Genomic DNA, 14870 nt, shown 5'->3' with positions numbered 1-14870 from the left:
TCCGCCCAGATGGACTGATAGTAAATTTAATTAAAGGAGTAAAAATGAAAAGGTATCAACTCTATACCATACTAGCTCTAATTTTAATGACTGTGGGATTTACTATTCCTGTAATTGCATATCATGGTGTAGCCAATAAGATTAAAAGTGGTGCTGAGATTCCAAGCTATGTATATCCAATATATAATCTCTACACTAAAATTCAATATAAAAATCATCTAATGGCACCAGAAGTTAGAAATGATTTAGCAAAAATGATAGAAACAAGATCTGAAATTGGAGTGCCAAGCCTTCCTATATGGTATGTATCTTTAGAGGCTCCTAATTATCCTAAAGAGGCCTTTCCAGATGGAATTCCAGTATATTTTCATGTAGATGGTTATAGTGGTGATGTGCATGAAATGAATACTATAAATCACTATATAGGTATGTATCCTATGGAGCATGGTGGCAATGTAGAAAGAGCAATCGCACCATACTATTTGCTTATTGCAACTATCTTTATGTTGCTATATCTATACTATAACGGTAAAGGAAATTCGCTATTACTAATCCCTACAATTATCGCTCCAGTACTATTTATGAGTGCATTTGCTGGTTGGCTATACTGGTATGGTCATAATATGCAAGAATGGGGTGCATTTAAGATTAAACCATTTATGCCAACAGCTCTAGGTGATGGCAAAGTGGCACAATTTACCACACATTCATATCCTACCATAGGATTTTGGGTTATGATTACTATGAGCGTTTTATCAATTTTAGCAATATTTTCTAAAAATAAATATCTTAAGGAAAATGCGTGAAAAAACTCTGCTTAATAGCTCTGCTATATAGCTTTACTTTTGGAAATGACTTACAAAATGCTATAGATAGTGCAAGTAGTGGAGATATAATAGAGCTTAGCAGTGGAGTTTATAGTGGTAATATCATTATAAATAAGCCAATTACTATAGATGGAAAAGATAGAAGTGCTATCATTAAAGGCGATGGAAAAGGCGATGTGATAAAAATCAATAGCTCAAATGTAAAGCTATTAAATTTAACCATTGAAAATAGCGGTAATTCTCATACTACTATTGATTCAGCTATAAGTTGTGATAGCGCTAGTGGAGTTGAGATTATCAACAATGCTATCAAAAATTCACTTTTTGGAGTAAATTTCAAGCAGTGTAATGGATCTAAAATAGTTGATAATTTTATCACTTCAAAGCCTGTTGATTTAGGACTTAGAGGTGATGGAATTCGCCTATGGTATAGCCATGACAATATAGTACAAAACAACCATCTAAGCAAGAGCAGAGATATGGTAGTATGGTATTCTAGCAATAACCAAATTCGCAAAAATTATGGCGAGTATGGCAGATATTCACTACACTTTATGTATGCTGGAAAGAATTTAGTTGAAGAAAATATATTTAAATACAACTCTGTTGGTATATTTTTTATGTTCTCTTCAGGAACAACTGCTAGAAAAAATCAAGTTTTAAACTCTACTGGTGCCTTTGGAGTTGGTATTGGTATGAAAGATACTAGTGATTTTATAATACAAGATAATATATTAGCCTATAATGCTAGAGGATTATATCTAGACCAATCTCCGTTTCAACCAGGCACTACAAATGTTTATGAAGATAATCAGATACTATACAACACAGTTGGAGTTCAATTCCATGCTACTCAGCATAAAAGCATATTTAATCGTAATGATTTTATAGGTAATATGGAGATTGCTATCAACGATACACCTGGTTCTAAAATTGATATAAATGAGTGGAGTAATAATTACTTTGATGATTATGCTGGATTTGATAGAGATAAAGATGGAATTGGCGATATAGAGTATAAGAATTTTACCTATCTTGATTCACTTTGGCAATACTATCCAAATTTAAGGCTATTTTATGGAAGTGCAATTATGAGTATTTTAAACTTCATCTCTAAACTCGCCCCATTTTCTGAACCAGAGCTATTAATCACAGATACAAGTCCGCATATGGAGCCATATCATGAATAGAAGAGAGTTTAGTATTTTTAGCATTGTTGCGATTGGATGCGCTGCTGGTAGTGGAGTTTTAATAAATAAATTCTATGAACCAAAACTACACCTTAGACCACCAGGAAGTGTTCAGAATTTTGAATCTTTATGCATCAAATGTGGCCAGTGCGTTCAAGTCTGTCCATATCATAGCATTGAACTTTTGGGGCTTGATGATGGGATAAATTTAGCCTCAGCATATATCAATCCAAGCAAAAGAGGCTGCTATCTATGTGATTTATTTCCTTGTGTATTAGCCTGTCCTAGTGGCGCACTAGACCATAGTATAAACTCTATAAAAGATGTTAAAATGGGAGTTGCTGTAGTAAGAGATATACAAAAATGCTATGCAACGCTAAATAAAAATGTAAGTCAAGATGATATTAGTATCCTACTAAATCGCCAAACCTATAACCAAAGAGAGAGTGATGCTAAAAAGATTATAGAAGATAATATTGATAAAAGCTGCTCATTATGTGTAAATTCTTGTCCAGTTGATAAGGCTATAAGTTTTATACAACTAAATGAAAAAAAGGTTGTAAAAATAGAGTCAAATTGCGTAGGATGTGGAGTTTGTCAAGAGGTATGCTTTGCTGGAGTGATTGAAATCTTACCACAAAAAAGCTATAACGAAATTTATGAGGAATCAAAATGAAAAAGTCAATTACAATTATACTAAGTGCAATAATATTTCTAGGATGTTCAAATCAAACAAATTCTAAAAATGATTCACAAGAGTCAAACAAAACAGCTACTACAAACTCAATTACAATCAAAAAAGGCAGCAGTGCCAATCAAACAAAATCTGATGAATGGGTAGTATATGATATAGATGGAAAGAAAAATATTAAATTTGGCATTGGCGAATCAAACGAAACTACAAAATCTATCGGCGCTATTGCCTTTACTAGGCCACCACTTCAAAGTATAAATAAAGCCTTGCTAAAAGGCCAATTAAGTAAAAATTTCATTACCAAATGTTCAGCCTGCCATGATGATTATGCCAATGGAATAATTGGTCCATCGCTATTAGATAAGACAAGCGAGCAGATATATGATATGATAATTGCATATCGCACTAAAACAAAAGCCAATATATTAATGGCAGATCTTGTAAAATCAATGGATGATAAAGAGGTGGCAGATATTGCCAATGAAATTAGCCAATTCAATGAACAATTTAGGAGTAAAAAATGAATATAGGCAAAGTAATAGCTCTATTTTTAGGCAGTTTAATTGTTGTTTTAATGCTTTTTATGTTGTTTAGCTCTGATAGCCCAACTCAAGCAACACAAGAACCAGTAAAAAATGAACCAAAGCCAGTTACGCAAACTACTAGCAATTCAAGTGAGTTTCAAACAAGCGATGAGTTAAATAAAATTAAAGAGTTAAAACAAAGCGTATCTCTAAGTAGCGATGGAGTAAGCAAGATATATTTACAAAGTTGCGCACCATGCCATGCTAAAGATGGCTCTGGAATCTTAGCTCCATCAATTATTGGAAAAAGCAAAGAAGCTATTCTAGCTAGATTAAATGAGTATAAAGCTGGTAAAATACCAAATAGTTTAATGGAAGGACTTTTAGATAATGTCAGCGATGAGAATTTAACAATTCTAGCTGAAGAGATATCTAAATTTAAATAAATATCATGAATAAATATCAAGGCCGCCAAACAGTAGCAAATGCTAGTTTTTTATCTACTTTTATAACCACAACAAAAGATGGCAAAAAGCGTCCTAGCATAAGGTTTTACCGATATTTTACGATGATTTTGATTCATCTTTTGTTTGTGCTTTCATTTGTAGCAGATATTCAAGTCATTGAAGGTGATATTACTGGGTCTAGAATGCTAGGATTTCACTTAGCTGATCCATTTATAACCACACAAATTATCCTTAGTAGAGCAGAATTACCTGTAAATCTACTCATTGGGGCTTTTACTATTTTAGCCTTTTATATGCTTTTTGCTGGGCGTGCTTTTTGTTCGTGGGTCTGTCCATATAATTTTTTTGGCGAATTTGCTGAGAGATTAAATGCTAAATTAGTTAGCAAAAAAATAATCAAAAAAAGAGAATTTGATACAAAAATCAGATATATATTTTTGATAATTTTTTGGATTTTAAGCTTAGTGAGTGGATATTTAATATTTGAGATTTTTAATGTTGTAGGTATAGTATCAAGATTCATCATATATGGATATAGTGCTGCAATTTGGTGGGCTGTTTTGGTATTTTTAGCTGAAGTATTCTTTAGTAGAAGATTTTGGTGTAGATATGTTTGTCCTATTGGAACATTATATTCATTATTATCTAAATTTAGAGCTATAAAAGTTAGCTGGAATAAAGAAAAATGCGATCACTGTGCTGTATGTATGGATGTTTGCATTGTCCCAAAAGTTCTAGAAATTACAAAGTCTAAAAATAAAGATGTTCCAGGAGAGAAATTTAGTATAATAAGCGGGGATTGCACTATGTGTGGTAGATGTATCGATGTATGCCATCAAGATGCTTTAAATTACGAAAATAGGCTTAAAAAGCTTTTATAAGGATTGATATTGATAAAAATAGAAAACTTAACTAAAAAATTTGGCTCACAAATTATTTTAAATAACTTAAATTTAAATATTCAAGATGGTCAAAAAGTTCTAATAATGGGACAAAATGGAGCTGGAAAATCTACTTTAATGAAGGCAATATTAGGTGAGTTAATCTGCGATAATGGCTCTATATTCATAGATAATATCAATCCAATTATAGATAGAAAAAATGCTTTAAGATATCTAAGTTTCGTTCCGCAAACTCCTCCGCCTCTTAAACTTAGTGTAGCTCAACTATGTGAATACTCTATAAGCTCAACCCAAACAGATTTAAATAATATAATTAACTATTTAAAAGAGCTAGATTTAAGCTATGAAAAAGAGTATAAAAAGCCATTTTATAAGCTCTCAGGTGGTATGAAGCAAAAGGTTTTAATCGCTCTAGCTCTTGCAAGAGATTCAAAGACTATACTCTTTGATGAACCTACTGCCAATCTCGATCCTCAAGCTAGAGAGAAGTTTATAAATATATTAAAATCTAAATTCCAATCTCACACCCTTATATTTATCTCTCACAGAGTAAGTGAGGTCCAAGGCATAGTAAATCGTGTTATTGAGATGGATTTAGGCAATATCATTAAAGATAGCGAGGTATAATAGTGAAAAATTTAATCCTAATAGCAAAAATTGATATAAAAGAGACATTTGCTTCAAAATGGTTTTTCTTTTATTTAGTTACCTTTGCTGGGTTAATTGCGATATTTTTTGTAACAGGAGTTGTTGATAGCAGAGTTGCTGGATTTAGTGGACTTACTAGAATGCTTTTGCTATTTATTCAAATTTGTATAATAATCTTGCCAATCTTTATTCTCATCACAACTGTGCGAAGTATAAACTCAGATAGAGAAACTGGGGCTTTAGAGTATCTTCTTAGTTTTCCAATATCGCTTAAAGAGTACTATTTTGGCAAAGCTTTAGGGCGTGCATTTACAGTCTTTTTACCTATACTTATAGCTCTTATCTTATCGCTTATTATAGCTATTTTTAAAAATGTAGATATTCCTTGGGGAGTATTTTTTTATTACACTTTATTGCTTTTAGTGCTATCTTTTGCCTTTTTATCGTTTGGGTTTTTAATCTCAAGCCTTATTAAAAGTAGCGAACTTGGGCTTGGATTTTCATTTTTATTTTGGCTATTTTTGTTAGCATTTTTAGATCTTGCATTAATAGGCCTAATGATGCAAAGCTCAATAAATGAAAATATCATCTACTCCATCTCGTTAGCAAACCCTATGCAAGTTTTTAGAATCGCAGCAATTAGTCTATTTGATCCAAATTTAGCCGTAATTGGTCCAGCAGCTTACTTTATTTTAGATGGATTTGGCAAGATTAATTTTTTAATATATTCAGCACTATATCCAACTTTACTTGGTATAATTTGCATGATATTTGGATATATTTCGTTTTCTAAGAAGGATTTAGTATGAAAAAACTTATACTTTTAGCTCTTTTTACTGGAATAGTTTTTGGGGCAAATTTAAAAGATAATGAGTTTTTTAAGGATACAAACTCTACTTGTCCTATTAAATTCATAGATGTTTTTAAATATCCTGATTGGATTGCAGTTTTAGAATATAAAAATGGTAAAAAAGTACTATTTAGCTCAGCCAAACAGATGTTTTACTACTTTTATACAAGCAAACCAAAAGAGGTTGTGCCGCTTAAAAAGATGTATGTTACAGATTATAAAACAAAAGAGCTTATCGAAGCTACGGAGGCATTTTATGTTTTTGGCAGCAATATAGTAAGTTTTAGTGGTGATGATTTAATACCATTTGCTAGCTATGAAGATGCGAAAAAATTTGCCGATGATAACTCAGCTAGTAGGATTTTTGAATTTAGTAAAATTAATAAAAAATTGATTGATTATTTAGATTAGGATTGATAATGAAAAATATTTTATATGTTTTAAGTGCTATTATCATTGGTGCATTATTTGCTTTTATAATAAATTCTTATGATGAACAAACCCAAAAGATCTCTGCTGATTCAAACATAACTTGCGATTTAAATACTCAAAACTGCAATATATCCTATAAAGGAAAAGAGATTGGATTTTCTTTTTACCCAAGACCACTTGAAGCTATGGTGCCGCTTACGCTTAAAGTAGAAGGGCTAAATGGTCAATATAAAAATCTCAATGCTAGAATTTATGGTTTAAATATGGATATGGGAACTATAAAAGCAAATTTAGAAAATAAAGGCAATCTATACATAGGTACAGTTGTGCTTAGCTCTTGCGTAGTAGAGGTGATGAATTATCGTCTAGAGCTTTATGATGGAGATAAACAACTTGGAATTTATATAGATTTTAATCTTAAAAGCTAATTGTAAATAAAGCCAAATAGCTATAAAAGCTATTGGCTATTAACCTTAAAAAATGTATCTAAATGTATATTTTCAAAAGCAGCTTGCAAACTTACAAATAGTTTTGGATTTTGCTTTTCAAGAGTAGCTAAAAGCTCTTTAGTTTCAGCCCTAGCGTGTGGCATTTTTACATCAAACCTCATAGCAGGACACGCCTCATCTCCAATTACTCTAAGCTCATTTCTAGTAGCATTATCACGCAATTGACGCTCACGCACATTAATAAGCGGTCTAATCACTATCACGCCATTTTTAGCAGTGTATTTAGGTGCTAGAGTTCTCATAGCTCCATTGTATGTAAAATTCATAAAAAAACTCTCTACAGCATCATCTAAATGATGTCCAATAGCAAGCTTATTAAACCCATTAGCTAGTGCATATGTATAGAGATATCCTCGTCTCATACGACTAAAAAAGCTGCAAAAACTTGAGTTTTTACGAATTTTATCTTTACTAATCTCAAATATAGAGCTATCAATTACGCTGTGTTTGATTCCATGAGCATTGCAATGCTGGGTTAAATATTCATAATTTTCACCCATTCCATAGCTTAGCGTTACTGCTTCAAATTCAAATTTATCAGGGGTTACATTTTGAAAATGCTTAAGAATATGTGCCAAACTAAGGCTATCTTTACCACCGCTTAAACCCAGTAAAATCTTATCGCCTTTTTCAAACATCTTATACTTAGCGTTAGTTTGGCCAACTTGTCTAATTAATTTTTTGCTTAGCTCTATCATATATTTTTTACCATTTCTAGAACAAATTTAGCCGATTTATCTGCTGCTTGAGTTAAAAATGTATCAAAATCAACCTCTGCTTTACCACCAGCTTCATCGCTAATAGCTCTAAGCATACAAAATCCAACACCAAGAGCAGCACAAACTTGAGCAACGCTTGCCCCTTCCATCTCTACAGCATCAGCTTTAAAAGCAGATTTTATCCACTCTTTTTTTTCTTCATTGCAGATAAATTGATCGCCAGTAGCAACTACTCCACCAATTAAACCAATACCTAAAGAATCAGCCACCTTTTTAGCTACGCTATTTAACTTCTCGTCGCTATTTTCAAAAATATTAATTCCAGGCACATAACCATGTGGATGTCCAAAAGCTGTAATATCTAAATCATGTTGAGCTGTAGTAGTGGCATATAGCATATCACCGATCTTTAAATTTTCATTTAAAGCACCAGCAACACCAGTAAATATCAGCTTTTCGCAACCAAATCTTTCAACTAAAATTATTGCAGTTAAAGCTGCATTGACTTTTCCAATCTTTGAATAGGCTATTACTAATTCATGATTGCCACACTGTGCTTTATAAAATGAATTTCTAGCATGATCAATCTTTTGATAATCACCAACTGCTTTTAGCAAAAACTCAATCTCTTCACTCATAGCCCCAAGGATAGCAATTCTCATCTTAACGCCTCTAAAGCTTCATTGAGTGAGCTTAAATTTGTGATACTATATGTTGGTTTATCGCAGATTTTTTTATTCATTCCTTTTAATACGCTTGCACCAAATTCAATAAAACAATCAACCTTATCAACATAATTTTTTACACTATTTTGATATAAAACTGGGCTAGTTAGTTGAAGTTTTAATAATTCTAAAGCCTCTTTTTTAGTAGTATAAGTCTTGGCTGTAACATTTGAAATTACTGGCGCAAACTCTTCACTTAGTAAATTTTCAAGCTCATTGGCAAGCTTTATACTAGCATTTTGAAGCAAAGGACAGTGACTTGCTACGCTCATATCAAGCAGCATTGCTCTTTTGGCTCCAGCAGATTTAAACTCATCTACAGTCGCTTGAAGATCGCCTTTGATACCAGCTACTACTATTTGACCATCACAGTTATAATTTGCTGCCCAAATTTGCTTATTACTATTTTTACAGATCTCTTCAACTTTTTCATTGCTAAGACCTAAAATCACCATCATTCCAGCGCCAATTTCTGCACAATCTTGAGCCATAAATTTACCACGCAAATTTACAACTTTAATAGCATCTAAAGGTTTAATTGCTCCACTTACACTAAGAGCGCTAAACTCACCTAAAGAGTGTCCAAAGCTAAGCTCTGGTTTCAAATTTAATTGACTTTTAAACGCTTCAAAACACATTAATGAGTTTAACACAATTGCTGGTTGAGTAAATTCAGACTCACCAAGCTTATCATTTGGCTCAAAAAGCAAGGATTTAAAATCAATTCCGCAATGCTGACTAGCACTATCTAATAGCTCCTTAGCACTGCTAAATTCATTATATATTTCCTGCCCCATACCAATACTTTGTGAGCCTTGACCAGGGAAAATAAAAGCTACTCTCATATCAAACTCTTAGTGGTGTTTACCGCAGCATCCGCCACCGTTTTCATCATGGTGTGCACCATTGCAACACTCATCTTCATCATCATGATGATGACCATGACCACCGCAACCACCATGACCACCACAGCCGCCATGTCCATGATGATGTTCATGACTATGACCACCACAACCACATACATGTGGCATAGCTACAACACCTGTTAGCTCCTCATCAGCATCAGCATCTCTATTTTCTGTAATCTGTACATTAAATTCCAAATCTTTACCAGCGTATGGGTGATTAAAATCTACAGTTACATCATTTTCACCGATAGCTTTTACAGTTACACGAACTGTGCTACCATCTTCTCCTTCGCCAAAAAGCTCCATTCCGATATTTAAATCAATTCCTGCAAACTGCTCTTTAGGAAGTACTTGCAAAGCGTTTTCATCATATTCGCCTACGCCTTGGCTAGCTGGAATTTTAATTGTAGCTTTTTGACCAACTTCTAAATTTAAAACACCACTCTCAAGTGCTTCTAAAACTTGATTTTTACCACTTACAAATGCAATCTCTTGACCACCTATATTTGATTCTAAAAGTTCGCCACTATTAGCATCTTTTAGCTCATAAAACATTTTAATAACTTTTGACATATCTCTCTCCTAAAAATTATTTTCTATCAGGCGCAGCTTTTGCCTCTGCGCTATCTGGGTAGGCTTGCTTTAATGCTTTATAAAATTTATTAGCACTTTTTATATCGCCTATTTTATCAAAACTGATTGCTGTATGATACAATAGCTTTGGCATATAATTACCCTTTTGGCTAATTGCTACACTCTTTTCATAATATGGTACGGCAGTTTTATAGCTTTTGTTAAAATATTCAATCTCGCCAAGCATAAAATTTGAGTAGGCTGGCTTATAGTTTTTACTAATTAAATGAGTGAAACACTCACTAGCTTTTTTATATTCCTTAGCTTTATAGGCCTTATCAGCCATTATTAAAATCTCAGAAGCTGGCATATCATCAAGTTTTAAATTTGATTTTGTCTCTTTATTTTGAGATGTTTGCTCTTTAACTTCTTTGTTTACAGCTTTTTTATCTTCAGATTTTGTTTGGGCTTTTGGCTGAGCAGTTGAAGTCTCTTGATGTTTATTATCTATTAAAGCAGTTAGCTCACCAAGTGCTTTAGTAATATTTTTAACATCTTCATCATGTTTAGTTTTGTTTGCTTTGATCTGTGATTTTAAATTTGATATATCTTTGGCGGTAGTAGTTTTTTGCAAATTTAGGCTATTTTCTAGCTGAGTTACTCTGCTTTCAATTGCTAAAATTCGCTGATTTATACCATCTAAAAGGCTTTTAACACCTTCGATATTCTCCTGAGCTAGAGCCACATCAGATTGCATTGAGCCTATATTTTGATCTAGTCTATCTACCTTTTTTTTATTATTTAATAAAACCTTTTCACTTTCTGTAAGGCCATATGGATTTTCTTTATTTATATTACCTGCATCGAATACTGAAACTTCAGCAAATATAGAAGTTGCAACCAAAACGGCTGCAACATGGATAAATTTTTTCATTTATTAGATAAAATTATGGAAGTAGTCTAAATTCATCACGACGATTTTGAGCATCGCAAGATTTTGTTTTTTCAGTACATACAGGTTTGCTCTCACCATTGCTGGTAATTTCGATTCTATCTGCAGCGATACCTTGTGCTATTAAAGCATCTTTAGCAGCTTTTGCTCTTTTTACACCTAAAGCGTAGTTATACTCATCACTACCCCACTCATCACAGTTGCCTTCTACCATTACTTTGTAGTTGCCAGCTTGATTAAAAATAGAAGCGTTTTGATTAATTACGCTTTGCATATCTGGACGAATGCTAAATTTATCAAAATCAAAATATACATTTCTAACTTGCGCTTGTAGAGAATTTAATCTTTCAGCATCACTCATCATACCTTGTTGACCAGCTTTGTTTGCATCAGCACTCATATCCACTTCTGGAGCTTTTGAGCTACAACCAGCCATAAATAGAGCCGCAGCAACAGTAGAAACTAGGACTAATTTTTTCATCTCATTCCTTTTTAAAAAAATTTTGGGCGAATTATAGCATAAATATTCAAATTTTAGATATAAATTTAATATTTATTACCAATCAATTGACTGTAATTTACCAATTTTTAAAGGGAACTGAAAACTGCGGTTTTCATGAACCCTGATAATTCCAACCAAACTACTTCCATTAATATTTTTGATAAATACAATGCTTCCACCATCACTAGAAAATCTTGGATAAGTATTAACTCCGCCTGCTGTAAGTTGTCTAATATAGTCGCTTTTTGTTGAAATTAAATATAAATTAAAAGTCTTTTGCTCATATTCATTTGCACTCTCACGACTTGAATATACCACATAATTATCAAAAGTACTAATTGAGTTATTATTTTTACCATGGAATACCATCTGTTCAACTAACCCATTGCCATCAAGACTAGTAGAAAATATATTTGGATATCCCATTCTATCACTGACAAATACCACTTTAGTATCATTATCTACAAAATTACCGTTGACATCGATTCCACTAAATGTAGTAATTCGTTTTAAGTTTTTAGTAAATATATCATATAGATAGATATCACTTTGATCATTTGGTGCCATTGTTAAAAGCAATTTAGTACCATCACGACTGACATCACTTGCTACAATCATACCGCTACTTTGAATGATTTTACTCTTTTGTTTAGTATGTAAATCAAATTTAAAAAGAGTCGGAGTTAAATTTACATAAGATGTGTAATAAAAAGCACTTTGATCATCATTTGCCCATTTTGGAAAGATATTTAATCCGCCGCTAATTATAATTTTTTGATATGTAAGTGTATAATCTGCTACTACAATATTGCTCTTGCCAGGTGTTGTATATTGAGAGAATATAATAGATTTATCCATCCACTCAATTGGAGATAAATTTAGATTTCTAGCAAGTTCTACAATACTTTTATGCGCTAAAAATGGAAATTTATCCACGCTTTGGATATACTCACCACTAAATCTTATCTGATTATTTTTAGCATTTAACACCTTAACTTTTAGACTTAATTGATTGCCTAACTGAGTTAGAGCATATCTGTATATCAAATCAGCATTTTGCTCGCTAGTAAGGATTGCGCTATCATTAAAATCACTAGTATAATACTTATCTAAGACCTCAAATGCTGAACCAACCTTTAAATCCCCTACGATAAGCTTAAAAAATTTATCTTGTAATGCTCTATTGCCAAAATTTTGCGTAGCATCTTGAACTATAATTTTTGGCAATACAAGCCCCTTATTTACAATATCGACTCTACCATCTGCAGCTATTAACCCAATGCAGATCATAAGTAACAAAAATAGCTTTTTCACTTTTACTCCGTTTCTATTAAATCAATTAAATTTATATCCAATACAGTAGCATCTTTACTAGGTGGAACTGGGAAATCTATGGCTTTTAACTGCTCTAAAAACTCCCTAACCTTGCTATTAAATGCACTATTTAATGAATACTCGTCTATATGATAGCTTAGTTTTCCAAATTTATCTATAATAATTTTAACCTTAGCATTATTGTTTGTATCTGCTTTATAGCGCACCCATCTATTTTGAATAATCTCTACTATATCGCCCATATATTTATTATATACGCCTGTCATTGATGATTTTGGTGCTTTTTTATCTATATCTTTTTGGAGCGAAGCGATAATATCAGCTGCACTTTTTGAATTAGATTTTGTCTCGCTTTTAGCATTGCTTTGAACGGCTTGAGTTGTCTGTGGAGTAATATCTATAGGTGCAGCCTCGCTAAAAAGATCGCTTAAATTTACACTTGGTCTATCTTGTTTTTGTGACACAATATCTTTATTTGTTGTCTCTTGTTTTAATTCTAAAGGTTGTTCTATTTGCTTTTTAATTATAAATTCTTCTATTTTTTGTTCATTTTGCTCAGGCGCTTTGATACTTTGACTAATATCTGATTCTACTACAAAAACATCCATAAATGCGTCTTTGTCATTTGTATATTTTATGCTCTCTTCATATCTACTGAGTTTAAAAAATATAAAAAATATAATGAAAAAATATAATATTACAGAACACCAAAAAGCACCTGTAGTGTTATATGAGATTCCAAATCTACTATTCATTAACCATTTGTTTCTAAGGCAACCTTAGAAAAACCTGCATTTTTCATACTTTTTAAAACAAACATAACATCATCATATATAAGCCTCTTATCAGCTTTTATATATACTGGTGAATTTTTATCATACTTTTTAGATAATAATACTAAATTATCGCTAAGTTCATTTAAAGACATTTTAGATTGATCAATATATACCTGTCTTTGACTATCAATTCTAACTGTTAAACTTTTTAACTCTTGGCTTAATACTTTAGATTTTGAACCATCTGGCAAACTAATTTGCTCTTCATAAATAATAGCTGGTGTTGTTACCATTAAAATAGCTAATAGCACCAGCATAATATCAACTAAAGGGGTAATATTTAGTTCTGGGTTTTCATCAAAATTTATCATCTATTTACTACTAAGCAATAAATTTGTTTCTCTTTGTATAAGACTTATTAATTCATAAGCTTTACGTTTAATCAATAGATTAAAACTATAAGCTGGAATAGCTACAAATATTCCACAACCAGTAGCAACTAAAGCTTCTGAAATAGCCGGCGCAATAACTGAAAGAGATGCTGCACCGCCACCTTGACCAAGTGCTGCAAATGTCTCTAATATACTAATAACAGTCCCAAAAAGCCCTATAAATGGTGAAGTAGATGCGATAATTGCAAGAGTTGTAAGGCCACTTGTAGAGTTATTTTGAGCTAGTGATATAAAGACTTCTAGACGTTCTTTGCTTAAATTTGATTGTGGGCATTTTTTTAAAACTGAATCTGTATTTTCAAGTTTATTTCCAAGCAAGATCGCCTCCAAAGATTGCTTCTCTCTTTTAATCCAGCGATTAAGTCCATTATATCTTGAGAATAAAATAGTAAAACTAATAACAAAGTAGAGTGACAACCACGCAAGAACGATGATTGTCACCAAGCTACTTTTAGATAAATAACTTATAAGAAGTTCTATAGACTCCACTTATCTAACCCTTACTGAACTATCAATCTTAGATAATGCAGTAGCTAAGATTCCATTGCTATCATGCATTTTTCTTACAAGAGCTTTAGCGTTTTCTATAGATTTAGCAATCTCACTTTCGCTATTGCCACTTACATGTACAGCACCATCAACTAAGATGCTAATTTTGTTTTCATCGATCTTAGCATAGCCCCAATCAATAGCAACTGCGTCATGACTTCCATCTAGATTTTCTATATCTACTACGCCGATTTTAAGCAAGGAAACCAAAGAGGCGTGGCCTGGCAAAACGCCAAACTCGCCATCTGCACCAGGAAGGACTACCATTTTAGCATCATTAGAAAATATTAGCCCTTCTGGGGTGACTATTTCTAAATGTATTGTATTCATATAGCT

21 protein-coding genes are annotated in these 14870 nt (G+C 32.5%); 10 read left to right on the top strand and 11 right to left on the bottom strand.

Going from position 1 to position 14870, the window contains the following annotated elements; genetic code table 11:
- The first annotated feature begins 44 nt into the window (after window positions 1-44).
- From CIGNP85_RS00340 to CIGNP85_RS00295, 10 genes are read left to right on the top strand one after another with little or no spacing between them, the layout of a single operon-like run.
- Window positions 45-806: a cytochrome C gene (locus tag CIGNP85_RS00340; protein ID WP_086244280.1), complete on the top strand. Its 762-nt coding sequence runs from the start codon at window positions 45-47 to the stop codon at window positions 804-806.
- Complete coding sequence (locus CIGNP85_RS00335; RefSeq protein WP_086229721.1) at window positions 803-2017, top strand: nitrous oxide reductase family maturation protein NosD; 1215 nt, start codon at window positions 803-805, stop codon at window positions 2015-2017. The genes CIGNP85_RS00340 and CIGNP85_RS00335 overlap by 4 nt, the downstream gene beginning before the upstream one ends.
- Window positions 2010-2693 (top strand): 4Fe-4S dicluster domain-containing protein, encoded by a 684-nt coding sequence (locus tag CIGNP85_RS00330; protein ID WP_086286635.1) that lies wholly within the window; start codon window positions 2010-2012, stop codon window positions 2691-2693. The genes CIGNP85_RS00335 and CIGNP85_RS00330 overlap by 8 nt, the downstream gene beginning before the upstream one ends.
- On the top strand, window positions 2690-3235 hold the full coding sequence (locus tag CIGNP85_RS00325) for a c-type cytochrome (protein WP_086226780.1): 546 nt from the start codon (window positions 2690-2692) through the stop codon (window positions 3233-3235). The genes CIGNP85_RS00330 and CIGNP85_RS00325 overlap by 4 nt, the downstream gene beginning before the upstream one ends.
- Window positions 3232-3681, top strand: coding sequence for a c-type cytochrome (locus tag CIGNP85_RS00320; RefSeq protein WP_179187319.1), 450 nt, complete (start codon window positions 3232-3234; stop codon window positions 3679-3681). The genes CIGNP85_RS00325 and CIGNP85_RS00320 overlap by 4 nt, the downstream gene beginning before the upstream one ends.
- A 5-nt stretch (window positions 3682-3686) precedes the next feature.
- Window positions 3687-4583 carry a NapH/MauN family ferredoxin-type protein gene (locus tag CIGNP85_RS00315; protein WP_086226781.1) on the top strand — a complete coding sequence of 299 codons (897 nt, stop codon included), beginning with the start codon at window positions 3687-3689 and terminating at the stop codon, window positions 4581-4583.
- A gap of 9 nt (window positions 4584-4592) precedes the next feature.
- Complete coding sequence (locus CIGNP85_RS00310) at window positions 4593-5231, top strand: ATP-binding cassette domain-containing protein (RefSeq protein WP_086232542.1); 639 nt, start codon at window positions 4593-4595, stop codon at window positions 5229-5231.
- Window positions 5232-5233: 2 nt separating this feature from the next.
- A complete protein-coding gene (locus CIGNP85_RS00305) occupies window positions 5234-6061 on the top strand; it encodes an ABC transporter permease (protein WP_086225070.1) in 828 nt (275 codons plus the stop codon).
- On the top strand, window positions 6058-6513 hold the full coding sequence (locus tag CIGNP85_RS00300; RefSeq protein ID WP_086229715.1) for a nitrous oxide reductase accessory protein NosL: 456 nt from the start codon (window positions 6058-6060) through the stop codon (window positions 6511-6513). Before CIGNP85_RS00305 ends, CIGNP85_RS00300 begins: the two co-directional genes overlap by 4 nt.
- Window positions 6514-6521: 8 nt before the next feature.
- Window positions 6522-6962: a hypothetical protein gene (locus tag CIGNP85_RS00295; RefSeq protein WP_086225068.1), complete on the top strand. Its 441-nt coding sequence runs from the start codon at window positions 6522-6524 to the stop codon at window positions 6960-6962.
- A gap of 29 nt (window positions 6963-6991) precedes the next feature.
- Here the strand turns inward: CIGNP85_RS00295 and CIGNP85_RS00290 are convergent, their stop codons facing one another.
- From CIGNP85_RS00290 to atpC, 11 genes are all read right to left on the bottom strand, one after another.
- Window positions 6992-7741, bottom strand: coding sequence for a tRNA 2-thiocytidine biosynthesis TtcA family protein (locus CIGNP85_RS00290; protein WP_086232545.1), 750 nt, complete (start codon window positions 7739-7741; stop codon window positions 6992-6994).
- Window positions 7738-8424, bottom strand: a complete 687-nt coding sequence (locus CIGNP85_RS00285) for a 5'-methylthioadenosine/adenosylhomocysteine nucleosidase (protein WP_086286634.1) — start codon at window positions 8422-8424, stop codon at window positions 7738-7740. The genes CIGNP85_RS00290 and CIGNP85_RS00285 overlap by 4 nt, the downstream gene beginning before the upstream one ends.
- The gene (fabD, locus tag CIGNP85_RS00280; RefSeq protein ID WP_086253730.1) at window positions 8421-9332 is read right to left on the bottom strand and encodes an ACP S-malonyltransferase; all 912 of its coding nucleotides are present in this window, start codon (window positions 9330-9332) and stop codon (window positions 8421-8423) included. Before fabD ends, CIGNP85_RS00285 begins: the two co-directional genes overlap by 4 nt.
- 9 nt (window positions 9333-9341) lie before the next feature.
- A complete protein-coding gene (locus tag CIGNP85_RS00275; RefSeq protein WP_086228452.1) occupies window positions 9342-9968 on the bottom strand; it encodes an FKBP-type peptidyl-prolyl cis-trans isomerase in 627 nt (208 codons plus the stop codon).
- Window positions 9969-9984: 16 nt separating this feature from the next.
- Window positions 9985-10902, bottom strand: a complete 918-nt coding sequence (locus CIGNP85_RS00270) for a tetratricopeptide repeat protein (RefSeq protein ID WP_086286633.1) — start codon at window positions 10900-10902, stop codon at window positions 9985-9987.
- Between the two features lie 13 nt (window positions 10903-10915).
- Entirely contained in the window at window positions 10916-11401 is a 486-nt protein-coding gene (locus tag CIGNP85_RS00265) for an OmpA family protein (protein ID WP_086234199.1), read from the bottom strand.
- A 75-nt stretch (window positions 11402-11476) separates the two neighbouring features.
- Window positions 11477-12736 carry a Tol-Pal system protein TolB gene (gene tolB / locus CIGNP85_RS00260; protein ID WP_086225061.1) on the bottom strand — a complete coding sequence of 420 codons (1260 nt, stop codon included), beginning with the start codon at window positions 12734-12736 and terminating at the stop codon, window positions 11477-11479.
- A gap of 2 nt (window positions 12737-12738) precedes the next feature.
- Window positions 12739-13512, bottom strand: coding sequence for a TonB C-terminal domain-containing protein (locus tag CIGNP85_RS00255; RefSeq protein WP_086238933.1), 774 nt, complete (start codon window positions 13510-13512; stop codon window positions 12739-12741).
- Window positions 13512-13904, bottom strand: a complete 393-nt coding sequence (locus CIGNP85_RS00250; RefSeq protein WP_086225059.1) for a biopolymer transporter ExbD — start codon at window positions 13902-13904, stop codon at window positions 13512-13514. Before CIGNP85_RS00250 ends, CIGNP85_RS00255 begins: the two co-directional genes overlap by 1 nt.
- Complete coding sequence (locus CIGNP85_RS00245; protein WP_086238932.1) at window positions 13905-14474, bottom strand: MotA/TolQ/ExbB proton channel family protein; 570 nt, start codon at window positions 14472-14474, stop codon at window positions 13905-13907.
- Entirely contained in the window at window positions 14475-14864 is a 390-nt protein-coding gene (atpC, locus tag CIGNP85_RS00240) for an ATP synthase F1 subunit epsilon (RefSeq protein ID WP_086226793.1), read from the bottom strand.
- Between the last annotated feature and the right edge of the window lie 6 nt (window positions 14865-14870).

Origin of the sequence: Campylobacter sp. P0085 (assembly GCF_002139495.1) — a bacterium.
Taxonomy (GTDB): domain Bacteria; phylum Campylobacterota; class Campylobacteria; order Campylobacterales; family Campylobacteraceae; genus Campylobacter; species Campylobacter devanensis.
This window is presented reverse-complemented; position numbering and strand designations above follow the sequence as displayed.